Source organism: Allobosea sp. 05T438 (assembly GCF_056396025.1).
Map to the genome: position 1 here is coordinate 216,134 of NZ_JBFTKQ010000004.1, position 18,156 is coordinate 234,289.

The 18,156-nt window shown below is 65.3% G+C and carries 15 protein-coding genes; 7 read left to right on the forward strand and 8 right to left on the reverse strand.

Going from position 1 to position 18,156, the window contains the following annotated elements; all coding sequences use genetic code 11:
• Positions 1-4 precede the first annotated feature (4 nt).
• Positions 5-736 (forward strand): amino acid ABC transporter ATP-binding protein, encoded by a 732-nt coding sequence (locus AC1DIN_RS11695; protein WP_476809908.1) that lies wholly within the window; start codon positions 5-7, stop codon positions 734-736.
• Positions 737-931: 195 nt separating this feature from the next.
• Here AC1DIN_RS11695 and phhA read toward each other — a convergent pair whose 3' ends face one another.
• On the reverse strand, positions 932-1,807 hold the full coding sequence (gene phhA / locus AC1DIN_RS11700) for a phenylalanine 4-monooxygenase (protein ID WP_476809909.1): 876 nt from the start codon (positions 1,805-1,807) through the stop codon (positions 932-934).
• A gap of 393 nt (positions 1,808-2,200) precedes the next feature.
• Positions 2,201-2,407, reverse strand: coding sequence for a hypothetical protein (locus AC1DIN_RS11705; protein WP_441470165.1), 207 nt, complete (start codon positions 2,405-2,407; stop codon positions 2,201-2,203).
• A gap of 355 nt (positions 2,408-2,762) precedes the next feature.
• Here AC1DIN_RS11705 and AC1DIN_RS11710 point away from each other — a divergent pair, with 355 nt between their 5' ends.
• Positions 2,763-3,419 carry an Hsp20/alpha crystallin family protein gene (locus tag AC1DIN_RS11710; protein ID WP_476809910.1) on the forward strand — a complete coding sequence of 219 codons (657 nt, stop codon included), beginning with the start codon at positions 2,763-2,765 and terminating at the stop codon, positions 3,417-3,419.
• A 422-nt stretch (positions 3,420-3,841) separates the two neighbouring features.
• On the opposite strand, the gene AC1DIN_RS11715 is transcribed toward AC1DIN_RS11710, so the two are convergent.
• Positions 3,842-4,315, reverse strand: a complete 474-nt coding sequence (locus AC1DIN_RS11715) for an NUDIX hydrolase (RefSeq protein WP_476810049.1) — start codon at positions 4,313-4,315, stop codon at positions 3,842-3,844.
• A gap of 113 nt (positions 4,316-4,428) precedes the next feature.
• On the opposite strand from AC1DIN_RS11715, the gene AC1DIN_RS11720 reads away from it, so the two are divergent.
• From AC1DIN_RS11720 to AC1DIN_RS11730, 3 genes are all read left to right on the forward strand, one after another.
• Positions 4,429-4,830 (forward strand): phasin family protein, encoded by a 402-nt coding sequence (locus AC1DIN_RS11720; protein ID WP_441470169.1) that lies wholly within the window; start codon positions 4,429-4,431, stop codon positions 4,828-4,830.
• Between the two features lie 249 nt (positions 4,831-5,079).
• On the forward strand, positions 5,080-6,063 hold the full coding sequence (locus AC1DIN_RS11725) for a zinc-dependent alcohol dehydrogenase family protein (protein ID WP_476809911.1): 984 nt from the start codon (positions 5,080-5,082) through the stop codon (positions 6,061-6,063).
• The gene (locus AC1DIN_RS11730; RefSeq protein ID WP_476809912.1) at positions 6,060-7,091 is read left to right on the forward strand and encodes an ABC transporter ATP-binding protein; all 1,032 of its coding nucleotides are present in this window, start codon (positions 6,060-6,062) and stop codon (positions 7,089-7,091) included. The genes AC1DIN_RS11725 and AC1DIN_RS11730 overlap by 4 nt, the downstream gene beginning before the upstream one ends.
• Here the strand turns inward: AC1DIN_RS11730 and mgtA are convergent.
• Complete coding sequence (mgtA, locus tag AC1DIN_RS11735) at positions 7,077-9,680, reverse strand: magnesium-translocating P-type ATPase (RefSeq protein ID WP_476809913.1); 2,604 nt, start codon at positions 9,678-9,680, stop codon at positions 7,077-7,079. The genes AC1DIN_RS11730 and mgtA overlap by 15 nt on opposite strands.
• Positions 9,681-9,774: 94 nt before the next feature.
• The gene (locus AC1DIN_RS11740) at positions 9,775-10,899 is read right to left on the reverse strand and encodes an NAD(P)-dependent alcohol dehydrogenase (protein ID WP_476810050.1); all 1,125 of its coding nucleotides are present in this window, start codon (positions 10,897-10,899) and stop codon (positions 9,775-9,777) included.
• 192 nt (positions 10,900-11,091) lie between these two features.
• Here AC1DIN_RS11740 and AC1DIN_RS11745 point away from each other — a divergent pair, with 192 nt between their 5' ends.
• A complete protein-coding gene (locus tag AC1DIN_RS11745) occupies positions 11,092-11,982 on the forward strand; it encodes a universal stress protein (protein ID WP_476809914.1) in 891 nt (296 codons plus the stop codon).
• Positions 11,983-12,034: 52 nt separating this feature from the next.
• A complete protein-coding gene (locus AC1DIN_RS11750; protein ID WP_476810051.1) occupies positions 12,035-12,841 on the forward strand; it encodes an ABC transporter ATP-binding protein in 807 nt (268 codons plus the stop codon).
• A gap of 152 nt (positions 12,842-12,993) precedes the next feature.
• Here the strand turns inward: AC1DIN_RS11750 and AC1DIN_RS11755 are convergent, their stop codons facing one another.
• From AC1DIN_RS11755 to AC1DIN_RS11765, 3 genes are read right to left on the reverse strand one after another with little or no spacing between them, the layout of a single operon-like run.
• Positions 12,994-14,064, reverse strand: a complete 1,071-nt coding sequence (locus tag AC1DIN_RS11755) for a neurotransmitter-gated ion-channel ligand-binding protein (RefSeq protein ID WP_476809915.1) — start codon at positions 14,062-14,064, stop codon at positions 12,994-12,996.
• The gene (locus AC1DIN_RS11760) at positions 14,061-15,032 is read right to left on the reverse strand and encodes a cache domain-containing protein (RefSeq protein ID WP_476809916.1); all 972 of its coding nucleotides are present in this window, start codon (positions 15,030-15,032) and stop codon (positions 14,061-14,063) included. Before AC1DIN_RS11760 ends, AC1DIN_RS11755 begins: the two co-directional genes overlap by 4 nt.
• 11 nt (positions 15,033-15,043) lie before the next feature.
• The gene (locus AC1DIN_RS11765; RefSeq protein ID WP_476809917.1) at positions 15,044-18,121 is read right to left on the reverse strand and encodes a S8 family serine peptidase; all 3,078 of its coding nucleotides are present in this window, start codon (positions 18,119-18,121) and stop codon (positions 15,044-15,046) included.
• Positions 18,122-18,156: the final 35 nt, after the last annotated feature.

The window sequence follows — 18,156 nt, forward strand, 5'->3', positions numbered from 1 at the left end:
AAGCATGATCCGCTTCGAAAACGTCGACAAATGGTTCGGGGCGCTGCAGGTGCTGGCCGACGTCTCCGGCGAGGTCCACCGCGGCGAGGTGAAGGTCCTGGTCGGCCCCTCCGGCTCGGGCAAATCGACCTTGATCCGCACCGTCACGCGGCTCGAGACGGTCCAGGGCGGGCGCGTGCTGATCGACGGCGCCGACGTCGCGGCCCGCAGCCTCGACATCAACGCGCTGCGCCGGCGAGTCGGCTTCGTCTTCCAGGCCTACAACTTGTTCCCGCATCTCACCGCGATCGGCAACATCACGCTCGGCCTGACCAAGCTGCGCGGCATGTCGAAGGCGGCAGCGCATGAGCGCGCCATGGAGGAACTCGCCTGCGTCGGCCTGACCGAAAAGGCGAACGAGATGCCCGGCATGCTCTCGGGCGGACAGAAGCAGCGCGTCGCCATCGCCCGCTCGCTGGCGATGGACCCGGCGGTGATGCTGTTCGACGAGCCGACTTCGGCGCTCGATCCGGAGATGGTAGGCGAGGTGCTGGCCGCGATGAAGCGGCTCGCGGCGGCCGGCATGACCATGATCTGCGTCACGCATGAGATCGGCTTCGCTCGCGAGGTCGCCGACGAAATCTGGTTCATGGAAGCCGGCAGGGTGATCGAGCGCGGCAGGCCAGCAGAGCTGACGCATGCCGCCGCTTGTCCGAGGCTCGCAGCCTTCCTGCGCATGGTCGGTCATCACCGATAGGCTTCAGGCTGCCTTTCCCGAGCAAGCCGCGCCTCGAACGCGGACTGGCTCGGGCCGCCCCGAGCTGTTGGCGCTCGTTCCGCGCTTCGTTCAGCCTTGGTATGCCTGTGAGAACGGTTCTTGTTTCGCCCCCAAAAAAGCCCTTCGAGGCCGGCACTGCCACGCTCGAAGAGCTGGCCGGCGTCCGACTAGACCTCACTTCAGCTTCGTCTTCGCTGCCGGGAAATCGCGCCAGAAATGGCCGGTGCCTTTCCGGATGACCACGTCCTGCGGCAGGATGTCGAAGGGCGTGTGGGCCGGCAAGGCGCGCAACTCGTCGAAGCGGTTGGTGAAATCGGTGCCCCTGAGCAGGTCGAACAGATCCTCGAAGCGGTCGATGACGAAATAGGTCGCCTGGAAATCGTCGATGTAATAGCCGGTGCGCAGCACGCGCTCGAGATCGAAGGCCAGGTGGTGGGCGGAGGGATCGTCCACCACGTATTTCGCCTCGCCGAAGGACGAGACGATGCCGGCGCCGTAGATGCGGATGCCCTCGGGCTTGCGGATCAGCCCGAATTCGATGGTGTACCAGTTGAGGCGGGCGAGGAACTTCACCCCCTTGGTCTCGACGGCGACCAGTCCGATGCGGCCATATTCGTTCATGTAGTCGGCATAGGCGGGATTGGTCAGCAGCGGCACGTGGCCGAAGACATCGTGGAAGATGTCGGGCTCCTCCAGATAGTCGAGCTGCTCGCGGCTGCGGATGAAGGTGCCGGCCGGAAACTGGCGGTTGGCAAGCATCTGGAAGAAGGGGCGCGACGGGATCAGCCCCGGCACCGCCACCACCTCCCAGCCGGTCAGCCGCCGCAACCGTTCGTTCATGCGCGCGAAATTCGGCACGCCTTCGGGGCCGATGCCCAGCGCGGCGAGGCCGTCGAGATATTCCTGGCACACATGGCCCCTCAGGGTCCGCAGCTGACGCTCGAACAGCACGCCCCAGATGGCGCGGTCCTCGGCGGTGTAGCGCTCCCAGCCCTGGTCGATGATGCAGTCCTCGACGGTCTGCGCAGTCAAAAGAGCATGTCCGGACATCGGTTCACTCCTGAGAGCCGGCCCCCAACTCCGGCAGCKAGGCTCCGCATAGCCATAACGAGCGACATGGCCTCGCAGATCCGGCAGCGCCGGGAATGAATCCAGAATACCCCCTTGGCGGCCAGGCGCGAAGGACGTGAAAGCTTCAGAGCTGCGCTCCCTGCCTGCAGGAGAAAGTGGCCGTGCAGCTACCGGTGGGGCTGCGGCTCTCCAGTTTGCGTGGTTCCGCATGCGGCTTCGCAGGCCGTTTGACAGCTGGCGTGCGATGCAAAGAAAGCCGGTGCCAGCCCACGCGGCCACCTCCGTGGAGCGGCTCGCGATTGCCAGTAGGGTCGGGAAGGACAGAATCTACCGCCGCTTCCGGTCAAGGCGCGCCTTGTTCGCAGTCTATCATCAATCCTGTCTCTTGTTGGGATGCTGCATTTCCCAGTCGCGGACCGCCTCCTTGAGCGCTTCCAACTCGCGGAAACTGCTCCCATCCTGCACCGAGAGCGCCTTGATGCGGTGTTTGACGAGCGCGTAGTCTTCAACTGTCTCGATCGTGAAGCTAGGCGGGTCTGACCTGCAGGATTCCCGCCCGTGTTTGATTGCCGTTTTCATGGGCGACCTCCGCGGACGATGGAGCGTTGGATAATTGATACTCCAGATTTAAGCGCCGGCATTTGCGCCATATCAAACCGATCGCCGCTGCAGGATGGCCGCTGCGCGCGGCACTCCGCCTCCGCAGCCTTATCGCCGTGGCCTCCCACGGCCGACGCGGGGCCCGTCGTCTGCTCCCGGCCAGGCAGACCTCCGAACGCGAGCCAATAGTCGGGTTCCGGCCCAGGTGGTCAGATGGTGCCCACGTCGAGGAAATAGACGGAGCCGGATCGCCGTCATCTCGCAACCCGCCAGCCCGTATCCCTGAGCTTCCGAGCCGGCGTTTTTTTGATTTCTCTCAAAGTGGCGGACATCGATGCGTGTTTGGATCACTCATCGTCCCCGGCTGGCAGGGTGCCACGCGCCGGGCTTCGATCGAGCGGCGCGAGCGCGCAATCCGCGGAGTGACGCCGCCCGCCAAGTCTCACAGGAGGCGATCATGGCAGAAGCACCAACCAAACTCCCGATCAAAAGCGAAACGCGCGAGCCTGGCCTCCCTCAATCCGAATTGGTCGGATTCGATCGCTTCTGGAGCGAGATGGATCGATTGTTCGACAATTTCGGCTTCCGTCCGGGCCGGCGGCCCTTTGCGGCTCCGCTATCCCTTGATTTGTCTCTGCCCCGCTTCGAACGCTGGGGGAGCGTCCCTGCCGTCGACGTTTCCAAGACGGACACGCTCTACGAGATCACGGCGGAGCTCCCGGGCATGGCGCCGGCTGACGTGCAGGTCAAACTCTCGGACGGGCTCCTGACCATCAGTGGAGAAAAGAAGAGCGAAAAGGAGCGCAAGGACGAAGATGCTTATGTCTCCGAGCGGCGCTACGGCTCGTTCCTTCGCTCGTTCCGGCTGCCGGACGATATCGTCGCGGACAAGATCGAGGCTCGGTATGCGAATGGCGTTCTGAGCATCACCGTGCCGCGGCGGGCCAAGGCTCAGCCAAAGGAAGACGTCATCCCGGTCAAAGCGGCCTAACTCGACCGGAAGCCCCCGCCGGCCGGCGCAGTTGAAATTCTCATGAACCAGCTTGCTCGCCGCGCCGGCCTCTCGAGCTGAAGACGGCCCCGCATGCCAGAGCGCCCGTCCGCGATCACGAGATCATCGCAAGCATCCGGGTGATTGGCTGGATGATGTCGAGGAGCGGCCATGCTTGCGACACAACTCACGAAGCATGAAGAGCGAAGCATTCGAAGAACCCACTCCGCGTTGATCCCTGCCTACATCTTGCGCGATGACGGTAGCGTCATGAAGTTCTGGCCAAGCGGACATGTCGAGCAGATCGTTCCCCCGCGCGGCGACGACGCTTGTCAGGGCGTAAAAAGAAGCGAGAAAGCGACCAGCTAGCGAGAAGAGGCCACCGGCGGTGCAGCCATCGGGCGGCCTCAAAGCAAGGCCGCTCACGCGCGTTCGTCGACCAGCTTTCTCTCAAGACGGTCAAGAAGTCCGCGTTGCGCCTCCAGGATGCGCAGCCGGGCCTCGGGGAGCGAAAACCACGCCGCCCGGTCGATCTCGGGAAAGCGGCGGATATGACCGCTGCCGCGCGGCCATTCCATCTCGACCTCACTACTGCAACGAGCCTGCTCCGCCGCCAGATCGCCCCTCAGCGCAAAAGCTTCAACGACCTTCCCCGCCCGTTGCTGAATGCATCCGAGCGCAACCAGGGGGCCGGTCGGCACCGTCCCCAATTCTTCTGCGAACTCCCGTCGCGCCGTTTCCTGCGCCGTCTCGCCCGGCTGCGGCTCGCCCTTGGGGATAGACCAGGCGCCGAGATCCTTGCGCTGCCAGAAGGGACCGCCCGGATGGACGAGAAGGACCTCGGCTCCTTCTTCCGCAAGGCGGTACATCAAGATGCCGGCACTGAATGAAGCCATCAAAAAACCTCGGCCCGCGCCCGAATTTGCGATGTGTCAAGGACCGGGCGACGCGGCCCGAGGAAACTCCGCACTGCCGCAGCTCAGGCGGCCGAGACAATCAGGAGGTTCACATGCCTACGATGAAGCCTGTCTCCGACTCCCTCGCCGCCGACCAGATCGGTGCCACAGCGATGATCAATGAAGGAATGCAGATCGTCAAAACCCAGCTCGGCTCGGCAACCGTGCTGCCGCAGAAAATCTGGGAAGCCCAGTTCGCCATGGTCTCCGAAGTCCTGGCCTTCATGGGGCGCCGAATGCAGGCCCAGGCGGAATTCTGCGCCAAGCTCGGTCGCTGCAAGGAGATCGCCCAGGCGGTCGACGCCCAGCAGGATTTCGCCAAAGGCGTCGGAGGCGCTTACGCCGACGAGGCCGAGAGACTGTCCACGCTCGCCCGCCAGAACATGGACGCCTGGACCGGGATCAGCACGCAGTACGCGTCGAACTGGACGAGCGCCCAGAAGGCCGCGGCCTGAGAGGCGCCCTCGAGCCCGTCCGAGCTGCGCCTCGCCGGTCAGCTCGGACGGCTCATCCGGCAGCCTTTGCCGTTCGATGTCATGATGCCGAAGCGGCAGTCGGTAGCAAAGGTCGCCCCGGACTGCCGTCAAACCGGCAGAAGCGGTTCGCAAACATGCACCCTGAGAGCCATATACTCCTTGAGCTTGATCAAGGCCGGCTCGGTATAGCGCCGGTACCGTTCCGTTGCGCGCTGGCCGGAGAAGCCGATGAGAGCGATGGTTCTGAAGGTTCCGGGTCAACCGCTTGTCGAGGAGCGACGCCCCGATCCAGTGCCCGCGCCCGGGGAGCTGCGCATCCGGATCGAGGTATGCGCAGTCTGCCGCACCGACCTGCATGTCGTCGACGGTGAATTGCCCGGCTTGAAATGCCCGCGCGTGCCGGGGCACGAGGTCGTCGGCCGGGTCGATCTGATCGGCAACGGCATCGCGCGCGAGCTGCTCGGCCGGCGGGTCGGCCTCGGCTGGCTGGGGCACACATGCGGACATTGTCGCTATTGCCGCAGCCTTCGGGAGAACCTGTGCGACGAGCCGGAATTCACCGGCTACACGCGCGATGGCGGCTTCGCCACTCATGTCATCGCCGACGCGGCCTATGTCTTTCCGCTGGACGGCTTCGACGATCCGGTCGCGGCCGCGCCGCTGATGTGCGCGGGGCTTATTGGATGGAGGAGCCTGCGCAGCGCCGGCGCGGCCCGGCGGGTCGGCCTCTACGGGTTCGGGGCTGCCGCTCACATCCTCGCGCAGATTTGCCATTGGCAGGGCCGCGAAGTCTACGCCTTCACGCGCCCGGGCGACGAAGCGGCCCAGGCCCATGCGCGCGCGCTTGGAGCGTGCTGGGCCGGCAGTTCGGAAGACAAGCCGCCCGAACCTCTCGACGCGGCGATCATCTTCGCTCCCGTCGGGGCGCTCGTTCCATTGGCCTTGAGCGCGGTAGCCAAGGGCGGGCGCGTCGTCTGCGGCGGCATCCACATGAGCGACATTCCGAGCTTCGGCTACGACCTGCTCTGGCAGGAGCGAGAGCTCGTCTCGGTCGCCAACCTCACTCGGGCGGATGCAACCGAGTTCCTGGGAATCGCCCGGCAGGCCGGGATCGTCACCAAAACCACCGCCTATCCTCTCGACATGGCGAACGAGGCCCTGTCCGATCTGCGTGCCGGCCGATTGCAGGGCGCGGCGGTCCTGGTGCCGTGAGGCTGCGCGCCATCATCGCCGCGGCTTTCGCCCGGCCGTCCAAGTACCCGCGGGAAGGAGCCGCTGCGCCGGAGCCGCCACCGTCCTTGCTGCGTTTCGTCCTGATATCCGGCGGATGGCATCAGGCGGCGGTCTGTGCGCTGTCCGTCGCGGTCTCCCTGCTCAACGCAGCTCCGATCGAGACGCAGCGACGCATCATCGACACGGCGGTACACCGGGGCCCGATCGCCGTCATCCTGTCGCTCGTGTTGGCGCAATGCACCATCCTGATCGTCTACGGGTTGGCGAAGCTGGCGATGAACATCTATCGCGCCTGGCTCGGCGAATGCGCGACACAGGACCTGCGCCTCGTCGTGACCCGGCGGCTCGCGCAAGCGGATGAGCAGAATCCCTCCTTGGCCAACGGAACCGGCCTCGCCATGATCCTGGCGGAGGCGGACGACATCGGCGGTTTCGTCGGTGCCAGCCTCAGCCTTCCAATCGTCGAGGCTGGCTTCCTGATCAGCGTCTTCATCTATCTCGCTGCGCTCGATCTGGAGATGATGGCGGCCAGCCTGTTGATCCTGGCGCCGCAATTCGTCTTCATTCCAATGATGCAGCGCGCGATCAACCGGCGCATCGCGCAGCGGACCCGGCTGCTGCGGCGCTTCGGCGACGAGATGCTGTCTCCCGGMACCTGGGAGAGGGGCGCGCAGCGCCTGGACGAGGTCTTCACCGTCGACATGGGCGTGTTCAAGGTGAAGTTCTCGCTCAACTTCCTGATGAATCTGACGACGTCCGTCGGCAGCCTCCTCGTCCTGGGCATCGGAAGCGTGCTGGTCGTGCACGGCCGGACCGAGATCGCCACCGTCGTCACCTTCCTGTCCGCGGTCGGCAAGATCGTCGATCCCTGGAATGACATCGTCGACTGGGGCCGCGGTTTCGCGATGACCATGGTGAAGTACGATCTCGTCGTCCAGGCGCTTGCCGGCCCCCCTCCCCCCGATGATGGAGCCCGATCCGGAGCCCCCCGCTCAGAACGGGCCTAGCCGGCTGCGATGACCGGCAGGATGCCGCGAAGCGGGGCCGCGAGCGCCCCGCGAAGCCTTCATGGCAAGGGGTTTCAACGCCTCCGCCAGCGCGAGATAGACGAGCGCGATCGCCAGGATCGACGCCAGGATCGGGGCCGGCAGCGGCACGAAGCCGAAGGGGCGGCCGAGCGGTGTCAGGGCGAGGGCCAGCGCGGCGGCGAGCGCGCCGAGAGAGGTCAGGACGAGAAAGCGGTGCGGCCGGCTGCGCCAGAAGCGCGCCGAGGTTCTGATGACGAAGATCACCAGGATCTGCGTGAGAATCGACTCGACGAACCAGGCGGTGCGGAACGCATCCACGCCCGTACCGAAGACGCCGAGAAGCAGTACGAAGGTCGCGGCGTCGAAGAGCGACGAAAGCGGCCCCATCACCAGCGTGAAACGCAGGACCGCACCCATGTCCCAATGCTGCGGCCGCGCGAGATCGCCAGGATCGGCCTCGTCGAACGGGATGCCGGTCTCCGAGAGATCATAGAGCATGTTGTTGACCAGGATCTGCAGCGGGTTGAGCGGCAGGAACGGCAGCACCATCGAAGCGAGCGCCATCGAGAGCATGTTGCCGAAATTCGAGCTCGTGCCCATGCGGACATATTTCATGATGTTCGCATAAGTGCGCCGGCCTTCGGCGATGCCCTGCGCGAGCACGCCGAGATCGGGAGCGAGCAGGACGATCGCCGCCGCCTCGCGCGCGACCTCGGTACCGCCCTCGACCGAGAGGCCGACATCGGCGGCGTGGATCGCCGGCGCATCGTTGATACCGTCGCCGATGAAGCCGACCGTGTGCCCTGCCCTGCGTAGCGCCAGCACGATGCGCGCCTTCTGCTCCGGCGCGATCCGGACGAACAGGTCGACATCGCGCACGCGGGCAGCAAGCGCGGCGTCACCCAATGCCGCGATCTCCTCCCCAGTCATCAGGCCACGCGACGGGAGCGCCAGAGTTTCGGCCAGATGCCGGACGACGGGAGCCGCATCTCCCGAGATCACTTTGACGCGCACGCCGGCCGCCGCAAGCTGGCGGACCGCCACACCTGCCGAGGCCTTGGGTGGATCGACAAAGGCAGCACACCCGGCAAAGACGAGCCCGGCCTCATCCTCGCGGACCAGCGTGTCGGTTCCCGGCGCCATGGATCGGCGGGCGACACCGAGCAGGCGCAGCCCCTGTGCACCCCTGGCATCGATGAGGGCGAGAATCCCGCCCCGTGCCGCATCGTCGAGCTTGACGGCCTTGCCATCCGCTCGCTCGAACCGGTCGCACAAGGCGAGCAAGGCTTCGGGAGCGCCTTTGACGATCATCTCCCGCTCGCCGCCTCTCTCCACGAGGACCGAGGAACGACGCCGCCCGAAATCGAACGGCAGATCGGCCAGCGAACGCCAGGAGCCGTCATCTTCTCTCGAGGTGGCAAGCAGGGCGGTGTCGAGGTTGTTGCGCAGTCCGCTGCAGAAGCGGCTGTTGACGCGGGCGAGCTCGGTCACGTCGGCGCTTTCGGTGCCGTCGCAGCCGAAGCTCCCGACATGGGCTATCCTCGCTTCCGTCAGCGTCCCAGTCTTGTCGGTACACAACACGTCCATCGCGCCGAGATCGTGGATCGCGGAAAGACGCTTCACCACGACCTTGCGCTGTGCCATCCGCATGGCCCCACGCGCCAGCGTCACCGTCATGACCACAGGCAGCAGCTCGGGCGTCAGTCCCACGGCCAGCGCGACGGCGAACAGGAAGCTCTCCATCGACAAGCCGTGCTGCACGAGCTGCGTCAGCAGGACGAACAGCACCAGGAAACCGGTGAGGCGCAGGATCAACATGCCGAGACCGTGGACGCCCCGCTCGAAGGCGGTGGGCGGCTCGCTCGCCTGCATCGAGCGAGCAATCGCGCCCAGCCGCGTTTCGGCGCCCGTCGCGGCGACGAGCATGCGGACATCACCCGAGACAAGGCTGGTTCCACCAAACAGTGCTGTATCGGTTCCGTCGTTGCCCCGGTCGGACGGCGCCGCCAGTTTCTCGACAGGGAAAGGCTCGCCGGTGAGCACCGCTTCGTCAGCCATCGCATCATGGCTTTCGAGGATCAGTCCGTCGGCCGGGATGAGATCGCCGGCATGAAGGGCGACAACGTCGCCCGGGACGACCTCCCGCACCGGAATCTCGACAGCTTTTCCACTCCGAAGTACCGTGACGTGCACCGCCACGGTGCGCCGCAGCGCGTCGACGGCGTTCTCAGCCTGTGTCTCCTGCACGACATCGAGGGCGATCGACACCAGAACAATCAAAACAATGATGAGCAGGCTCTGCCAGTCGCCGGTCGCGCCCGAGATCAGCGCAGCGATCAGCAGGATCGCGATCAGAGGTTCGACGAGCCGCTTCGCGATCTTGAACAGCAGCCCGCGCCGTAGGCTGGTCACCGCGAGATTGGGGCCACCGCTGCGCAGGCGCTCCGCCGCCTCGCCGTCGCTCAAGCCAACCGGAGTCGACCGAAGTCGTTGCAGCAGCGCGTTCCGGTCTTCTCGCCAGAACTCTCCCTCGCCTGTCGCTGCCGCTTTCGCGGGGGCCGTGGTCATTCCGTGTGCGACCCCCATGGGCATCATCGGGTTCTCGAGCGCCGTGAAGGCAGAGTTCAGCAGATGCGACCCGGAAACGAAACCGATCCGGCCCTCAGGGGGTTATCGCAACCTTGAGCACGCCCTCGCGCTGCTGCGCGAACAGCTCGTAAGCGTCCTTGATGCGCTCCAGCGGGAAGCGGTGCGTGACCAACCCGCCCAGATCGACCCGGCCGGACGCAACGACATCGATCAGGCGGCGCATCCGTTCCTTGCCGCCGGGGCAGAGCGTCGTGACGATGCGGTGGTCGCCGAGCCCTGCGGCGAAGGCGCCGAGCGGGATCGTCAGGTCGCTCGAATAGACGCCCAGCGAGGACAGTGTCCCGCCCGGCCGCAGCACTCGCAGCGCTGCAGAAAAGGTCTCCTGCCGCCCGAGCGCCTCGATCGCGACGTCGACGCCCCGCCCGTCGGTCAGGCGCATGATCTCGTCGACCGGATCGCCCTTCGAGAAGTCGACGATCTCGTCGGCGCCAAGCCTGCGCGCCATCGCCTGCCGCTCCGGAATGCTCTCCACCGCGATGATGCGCGTCGCCCCCATCAGGCGGGCGCCGGCTGTCGCGCACAGCCCGATCGGCCCCTGAGCAAAGACGGCGACGCAATCGCCGATCCTGACCCGGCCGCTTTCGGCGCCGGAAAAGCCGGTCGACATGATGTCGGGGCACATCAGCACCTGCTCGTCGGTCAGCCCCGACGGCACATGGGCGAGATTGACCATGGCATCGGGCACGAGCAGGTACTCGGCCTGCGCGCCGTCGATGGTGTTGCCGAAGCGCCAGCCACCCATCGCCTTGAAGCCGTGGCGCTCGCCGGGGCCGTCCTGCGAGGCGCAGCCGCAGAGGCAGGCGGCGCTGTGTCCCGAAGGCGTGATCGCACCCGCGATCACGCGCTGGCCCTCCCGGAAGCCCCTCACCTCCGAGCCCAGCTTCTCGATCAAGCCGACCGGTTCATGGCCGATGGTCAGGCCGCGCGCGACAGGATACTCGCCCTTGAGAATGTGGATGTCGGTGCCGCAGATCGTCGTCGTGGTAATGCGCAGCAGCGCGTCGAGCGGACCGACATCCGGAACCGGCTTGTCTTCAAGCTCGATGCGACCTGGCTCCTGGAACACGGCCGCGCACATCATCTTGGGTCGGCTCGTCCGCGTTGCCCTCGGAGCGGACGGTGCGTCGGACTGAAGCATTGGCGACATGTTCGCTCTCCGAAATCGTCGTTGAGATCGCGTGGCCTCAACCTGCCGGGAATCCGCGCCGTTGGATTTGATTCAGCGCAAACCGCATGAAACCCGCGCGCATTTGACGAAAATCAATGCGGACAACCTGCTTCCGCCGCTCAATAACCGGACAAGGGTAGCACTATCGATGCGGAGGTTGGCATGAACGATATCACCCTGTCTTCGGGCACCACCGCAACGGTGCAGCCCAATCCCGGGACCGCCTATCGTGACATCGCGGTCCATCTCGACGGTTCGCCGGAAGACGAAGTGCGTTTGGCTCATGCCGAAGCGCTGGCAGTGCACCACGGGGCGCGGATCACCGGGATCTTTACGAATCTTCTGCCCGATCCTGCCCTTTTCGTGGGTGAATTCGGCACCTCCGCGATCGGGCAATTGGTCGATGACGTCACCGCGGAAGGAGACGCCAGCGAAAAGCAACTGCAACAGCGCCTGAGCCGCCTTGGGGCCGCTCACGAATTGCGCCGCCTGGACGCCTTCCCCGGCCTTCTCGAGCAGTCCGTCACCAGTGAAGCGCGCTGGAACGACCTCTTTGTCGCGACCTGTCCGCGCGGCGACGGCCACGCGCGCTGGCGCCCCATGATCGAGAGCGTCTTGTTCGACGGGGGGAGAGGGCTCTACCTCCTCCCCCCGCAAGCCGTACCACGCTCCGCGATCCGAACCGTTCTGATCGCATGGGTCGACACGCGCCAGAGCGCCCGTGCGGTGGCAGAGGCATTGCCTTTGATCGCCCAGGCGACGCAGGTGCAGATCATTACGGTCAGGGAAGCAACGCATGGACGGCTGGGGGGCGCCGAAGTCCTTGCGGATATCACCGCTCACCTCGCGCGCCACGGTGTCGAAGCAGCCGCAAGCGTGCTGAATTCGCGGGGGTTCATCCCGGATGCCATTCTCGCGGAAGCTGAGAGGATTTCGGCAGATCTGATCGTCGCAGGTGCCTACGGCCATTCGCGTTTCCGTGAATGGGTACTCGGCGGGGTTACCGAGGAGCTCCTCGCCAGCGCATCTGTCCCGCTATTGTTCGCGCACTAAAGCAGCCGGGGATATCCCTTGCCTCCTTCGAACAGCTCGCCAGGAGTGGTCGATGGATTCTGTTGATCCGGAAGACCCCGCACAAAAGAGCGAATTCGCGGTGCGTGTCCGGGAACTGCAGGTCGTGTTGGACGGCAAGACGATCCTGGACCACCTCGACCTCGACATCATGCGCGGCGAGATTCTCGGCGTTATCGGAGCGTCCGGCTCCGGCAAGTCGGTTCTGGCGCGCACCATACTGGGCCTCGTGCCCAAACGGAGCGGCGTCATCGAGCTCTTCGGCAAGAATCTCGATGACCTGAGAGAAAGCGAGAGACGAGCCCTCGAACAGCGCTGCGGCGTCATGTTTCAGCAGGGCGCCCTGTTCTCTTCGTTGACGATCGCCGAAGATATCCAGCTCCCGATGCGCGAGCTTCTGCATCTGTCGCCAAGTTTGCTGGCCGAGATGGCCATGCTGAAGATCGAGCTGGTCGGATTGCCGCTTGATGCAGCGAAAAAATACCCGGCAGAGCTCTCGGGCGGCATGACCAAGCGGGCGGCCCTGGCGCGAGCCCTCGCTCTCGATCCCGAGATCCTATTTCTCGACGAGCCGACCTCGGGGCTCGACCCGATCGCGGCCGATGCCTTCGATCAGCTCTTGCTGACCCTCAAGGCAAGCCTGAATCTGACTGTGATGATGATCACGCACGATCTGAGCAGCCTTCACGCGACCTGTGACAGGATCGCGGCAATTGCACGAGGCAAGATCATCGTCGTGGGAACGCTGCAGCACCTGCTGGCGCACGAGGACCCATGGCTCCGGCAGTACTTCGCAGGCGAGCGTGGCCGCACCATTTTCTCCGATGAAATCACCGCATGATGCTCGGCCGACCGTGGCGGGGCGAGACCGCATGGCTCCGAAACTGCCCGTAATCGCCGCCTGGAACCATGGCGGGACGTGTTCTGTGCGCGTCACCGACCTCCGTGTGGCAGCGCGCCGCCGCCAAAATGCTCGATGGCACAACCACCATGTCATCCGGGCAAGGCGCGGACCGCAGCCCCGACGCAAATGATCAACATCATCGCAGGTAGGGCCCAACGCAGATGCCAGCGCAGTTCTGCGGCATGGCCGCGCCAACGGAAGCCGGGGTGAGCGATGGCGACCGACAAGGCGATTTCGAACATCAGCACCGCGACGAGATAGAGGTAACCAAGCGATATCATCTCGGCGACGGGGGTATTGAGTGAGATCGACCCCGGAAACGAGGACTCGAAGGTGAAGCTGATCGCGGCCAGGGCCAGTAGCGAGGAGAAGATCAGGCCTCCCTTGTCCTGCTCCTTCAAGCCCGGAGACCACAGCACGAACAAGGAGACCGCCAGCACGGCTGCAATCGGAACGAACACACGCAGAAGATAGCGCTCCGCGTAGCGCGCGATCGTTACGGTCGCGTTGAGGCGCGAGTAGGAGCGCGCGTTCCAGCCGATCGCCAGATCGTTGGTGAAGCGCAAGCCGACAGGCCGCCAGTCGACGACCGAGAGCGTGTCTTCGACACCGGAGAACGGCCGGTCGGCCTCCGTTGTCAGAACGATCGCCTCCTGCTGCGCATAACGCGGCAGCGAGAGACCGATCGTCAGGTGCTGCCGGTCGAATGGAAAGGCGTCCATGTTTATTCGAAAGCGGAAATCGCTTTCGAAGCGCTCGATCACCACCACCTCACCATTGGCGTACACCGAGAGAGCGACCGTGCGGGCGTCCTTGTCGCCGATCTGGTTGTCGAGCGAGAGTCCGGGTGACCAGATGGCCTTCAGATAATTGTCGGCCTCCTCGCCCACCCTGTCCTCGCGGGCGAGGCCATGCTCGACGGCGTCGAAAGCAAGGCGCGGGTCGCGCCAGCGCTGTGTCAATTCGAGGTGCAGCCGTCCCTGCCCGGAGACCTCCTTGATCTCAAGGACGTTGAGCACGCGTAACGCGATGTGGACCCGCACCGGCAATCCCGCTGCCTCCGGCAGCGTGGTTCTGCCACTGCTCGCCCTTTCCTCTCCCGATGCGCCCTGAGGCATACCAAGAAGGATCAAGAGAAGGAGGAACAAGCGGCAAGTCATGAAGCGAGCCGCCGCAGGCGCGAGAGCACGAGGAAGCCAACGAAAGCGAGTATGCCGCCGCAAAGGGCGATGATCCATAGCTCCGTGCTCAGGCGGCGCCAGTCCGACCCGGCGTCCTCCTTGAGCATCAGGACGGTTCCGACCAGCTTGCCGGAAAAGTCGACCAGCGGCTGGCTCATGAATGTGTAGCCGCGTTCGCCGATCTGCCTTCGACCGAACTCCACGTCTCGCTGCGGCTGCGCCGCCCGGGCACGCAGGAGGCTCAGGAACAGCTGATAGTCGGTCGACGCCATGATGCTGAGGTCGCCGGCCGAAGGCAGCTTCGGGTCGAGCGCAACGCCAACGAGGGACGCTGCGGAGATCACGGCGATTTCGCTATTGGTCGCCGTTTTGACCAGCTCGATCAACGGCCGAAGGTCCAGCCCGACCTCCATGGTCCCGAAGAGCTCGGAACCACTTTGGACGAGTGCGACACCGCGAATGCCGATGCCGGCGATGCCGATCTCGATCCCGGTCTGGGCACGCCGAAGCCGGTTGGCGGCGACGATCATGGCGCGGAAGGCGGATATGTCGTCGCCATGCTGGTCGGGGCGGTGCATGCGCAGCAGGTAGCGCAGGTCCTTGCCGTGATAGCCGAAGATCTGCACGTTCGCCTGCCGGCTGAGGTATTGGTAGGCATCCTCAGACAGAGACTGCAGTCGACCGCGATCTTCAGCCGCCAGCGCTTCGCGGATCTCAGCGTTGCGCGCAAAAGCCTCGGCGAGCGAGAGCGAGAATTTTGCGGCCTGATCGAAACTGGAACTCAGCAAGAAGCCCACGAGCCGCATCTGCTCTTCCCGGCTACGGGATGCGACGTTCTCGAGGCTGCGATGCTGGTGCCACAGCATCGCCCCGAGAATGAAGGCGATGAGAAGAGCCGGCAGGCCGGCGCCCAGCAGGCGCCTTCTGAAGGTTGGGCCGATTGGCATCTCCCGGCAGCCTACCAACGGGTCATCGCCTGGAAGGCGAAGCGATGGGTCGTGGCACCCATGCGGAGGTCGCCATCGTAGGAGCCGGTCACCTCGATCTGCGGCGTGATGAAGCCCGACAGGCTGGCACCGATGACTGCGCCGTCCCGCGCGGCCTCGGGGCTTCGCGTCAGGAAGCTCGCCCCGAGCAGGCTGGTCTGCAGAACAGCGACATTGTCGGCCAGCTCGTGAGACCAGTAGGCCTTGATGTCGAGGCGCAGCTTCGCGTCGCTCGCCAGCGGCGTCGATAGCCGGGCGCCGAGCAGGGAGCGTGCAGAGGTCTGGCTTTGGCCGCGCAGGGTCAACGCAAAAGCGCCAGCCTGGGTCTCGGTCAGGCCGTCCTGCTGGAAGTAGTTCAGGCTGATGCCGGCTTCAGGCGACAGATCGAGACCGGCAAGCGAGGCAACACGATATCCGGCGATGACGTTGCCGAAGACACCGTAGCCTTCGCCCTCCCCATGCGCGAGACGCTGGACATTGCTGAGCTGGATCGTTCGGCGGACGTCCGTTTTGCCGTAGCTGGCTCCGATCGAACCGCGCAGCGTCACGGCACCGAAGTCGGCACGGCCATAGGTTGCGAGACTGTAGTTGTCGACCGCGTCGCGGCCGGCAGCATCGGTCTTCGAGTCTCCGTTCGAGCGTGAGTACCCCAGGGCGGCGCCGACCAATCCGGTCTCGAATGCGGTCCTTTCCGCGCCGACAAGGGCACCAGCTAGGCCGAAGCTCGAGCCCGCTCCATTCGCGTCTCGGCCTGTGCGCCCGAAACCGTAGAGCGCTTGCCCCCAGAGCGCACCGTCCGCGACCGGTTGCACCCGGCCAGGCTCAGCCACGGCACCGCCAAGGCTGGAATAACCGGCAGCTCCCAGACCGGCCACCGGGTTGGAGCKAGCAGCTCCGCCAGCGGTCAGGCGCTGATCGAGTGCCGTGCCCACCGTCCTCTGCGCGTTCATCATCGCCATGCGGGCATCGGCATAGCTCTGGCCGGATAGCGAACTCAGCGAATTTGAAAGTGCGCTGGGTGCCGTGGTGTAGAGCGCATCGAACACCTCCTGCCGCGCCGTATCCGGGCGGGTACCCGCGGCCGGCCGAACGGTGTCGAGCGCCCTCGCGACGGACCAGGCATTGCCGCTCAGGCCAGCGAGGGCGGCGTAGGAGCCGGGGGTCACGATCAGCGAAAGCCCCGAGGTACCATACAGGGCGTCAAAGCGGGCGTTTCCAGGCAGGCCGCTAGCCGGCTGGTCCAGTCCGCTGAAACTGCCGCTCAAGCCACCTTCGGCCACCAACACACGGAAGGCGGTTCCGAGCGAAGGCGTAAAGACATTGCTCGCATCGCCGGTGATACCACGCAGTACCGGGGCGATCCGCCCGTCTACCGTGACATGTCCCAACGTGGTCTGGGCGACGAGGCGGGAATAATTGCCCGCACCGTTGCCTGTGCCGGTTCCATCCATGTCGAGGACGAAGCGGTTCGTGCCGCCGAAGCTCACCGGCCCCTTGACGAACAGCGTTCCCGGGGAATTGCCGGGCATGACCGTGCCGGCGCTGAACAGGCCGGCCTCGATCGATCCGGTTCCGCGCAAGGTGCCCTGCCGACCGACGGACACGGCGGAGGCAACGGAGCCGTTCAGTGCGAGCGTACCCCCGACGACGGAGGTGCCTCCACCATAGGTATTGCGGCCGGTCAGCTCGAGGCGACCTTCGCCCCGCTTGATCAGCCCGCCCGCACCGGCAATGTCATTGCCGAACGTCGCCGAATAGCCTTTCGTGTCGACGTCGAAAGTCTGCACAAACTGGCCAGGGCCGCGCACCGCCTTGCCGACATTGAGCAAACCCCAGCCGTAGATTTCGGGAGAGCCGAGATCGGTCGCTGTGGTCAGGATCGACTGGACCACCTGCGGAGCGGTCATGAACGGGAAGGCTTCGCGGACGAGGGCCGCCGCACCCGCCACATGCGGGGCGGCCATCGAGGTCCCGCTCGAGAGATTGTACGGTTGCGTGGGAGAGATTCCCTTGTCCGGAGTCACGGTCGAGAGGATGTCGACTCCCGGAGCCGCGAGGCACCAAGCGGCCGCGATGCCGCAGTAGTTGCTGAATGATGCGATCTTGCGATCGCGATCCACCGCGACGACGGCGAGCGTGTACGGCTGGAGATCAGAGTAGTTCAGGTGGCTTGAGCCGACCTCGTCGCCGTTGTTGTCGAGAAAGACGTAGAGGTTCTTGCCGGCATTCTCCGGACGGATTGCCGGGTAGAATGCGGCCCCCGTCGGATTCTGGGCGATCACCGGCTGGTCCTCACGCTCGTTGCCGGCGGCAAAGACCATGACCATGTCCGCAGCGCCGGCCTGTCGAATGGCCGAGACTTCGGCGGAGGTGCCGTCGACATGGTAGGGCTGGATCGGGACGAGGCTGTAGTCCGGGTTTGGGCTGCCGTCCGGCAGGCTCAGCGAGGGATAGGACGGGCCGTAGCTGCCGTTCAGGACCTTTGCGCCCTGCTCGCTCGCGTAGCGGATGGCGGCGGCAACGTCACCGCCGGCCGGGACGATCGCGCGCAAGGCCAGAATCTCGGCATTGTAGGCAACGCCATGCATGCCGTTGCCGTCTCTCGCAGCGGCAATGGTTCCGGCGACATGTGTCCCGTGCGACGTCCTATCCCGATCGAGGAGGTCGGCTGGATCAGGTCGGTCGAAGCCGAAATTGCGGGACAGCGGCGAAAGCCTGCCGGCAAATTCGGAATGAGCCGGGTCGATGCCGCTGTCGACCACCGCCACGAGCACGCCCCTCCCGCTGAGCCCAAGCGAATAGGCGTCAGCGGCGTTGATCTGGGCGAGTCCATAGCTGGCATTGTAGTCGGGCGTCACAAAGTACGCGGGCGCCTGCATCGTGAGGGCCGGCGGGAGGCTGCGGGCCGGGCGGCCGTAGAAGGCATCCGGCAGAGGCGTCCCGTCCGACGCCATGGCGACGAGCGGCAGGAGAGCCGCAAGCAGAGGCGCCGCGGTCGAGATGAGGAAGGCAGAACGAAGGCCGGAACGGCGCGCGGCGGAGATCGGCATAGGCAAGGCTCGTGGGCGTCGTCCACCAAGCGTGG